Source organism: Vibrio sp. 1580, from assembly GCF_033340055.1.
The window spans coordinates 1-836 of the sequence record NZ_JAWOVT010000163.1; the positions used below are offsets into that span (position 1 = coordinate 1).

Annotated in this window: 2 protein-coding genes; one reads left to right on the plus strand and one right to left on the minus strand. The window is 46.3% G+C overall.

The window, feature by feature from the left end:
- Window positions 1–392 (plus strand): EAL domain-containing protein (locus R7093_RS24725; protein ID WP_318146954.1); only part of this gene is annotated, 392 nt, incomplete at its 5' end.
- A gap of 13 nt (window positions 393–405) precedes the next feature.
- Here the strand turns inward: R7093_RS24725 and R7093_RS24730 are convergent.
- A partial coding sequence (locus R7093_RS24730) for an ATP-binding cassette domain-containing protein (protein WP_318146955.1) occupies window positions 406–836 on the minus strand: 431 nt, incomplete at its 5' end.

Sequence of the window (836 nt, forward strand, 5' to 3'; positions counted from 1 at the left end):
TGTCCCTCGGCATCGAAATTACGGAGCGTCAGTTGATCAATGGGGAAGCAACGACGCATCTTGCAGCGTTGCGCGTGCCCGGAATTGATGTACTGATCGACGACTTCGGAACTGGGCAAACGTCGTTAGCTTGTTTGCAGCACATGAAAATTGATTATTTGAAGATCGACAAGTGTTTTGTTGAAACCATAGGCATTCAAAGTGTGAGTGCATCCGTATTGAATGCCATCGTTCATTTTGCGGACGAGCTGCAAGTGAAGTTGATTGCCGAAGGCGTCGAAACGCCGGCGCAAGCAGAGCATTTGAAAAATATGGGAGTGCAATACCATCAAGGCTACCTGTATTCCAAACCTTTACCATATTCCCTGCTTGCGCAACAGCCGATTTCCTAGCTCTTGTTACGCATTACCAGTGATGAATTTGAGCGCGATAACACTGCGCTTCGTCATCGAAGACAAACTCAAGATCGTTTTTGATGCTCTCAAGGCTGTCTTCTTGGTAATGGGAGACGTAAAGCAATTGGCTGAGATTTTCACGTGCAATCAGTTCCAACGTGTTTTTTACCAAGCGTCGTCCTAAAAAGTCGAGACCTTGATAAGGCTCATCCAAAATGAGTAGCGTTGGCTGCTTCACTATAGCGCGCGCGATCAACAGCAAGCGTTGCTGACCGTATTCCAACTGTTTGAAAGATGTCTTTTCGTAGTGACGCATGTGTAAGATATCAAGCCACTCTTTAGCTACGTCAATCTCTTTACGCGAAGGCTGATTATACAAGCCAATCGAGTCGTAGAACCCAGACAGAATGACCTCTAACGCGCTGCAATTCACTCGGTATT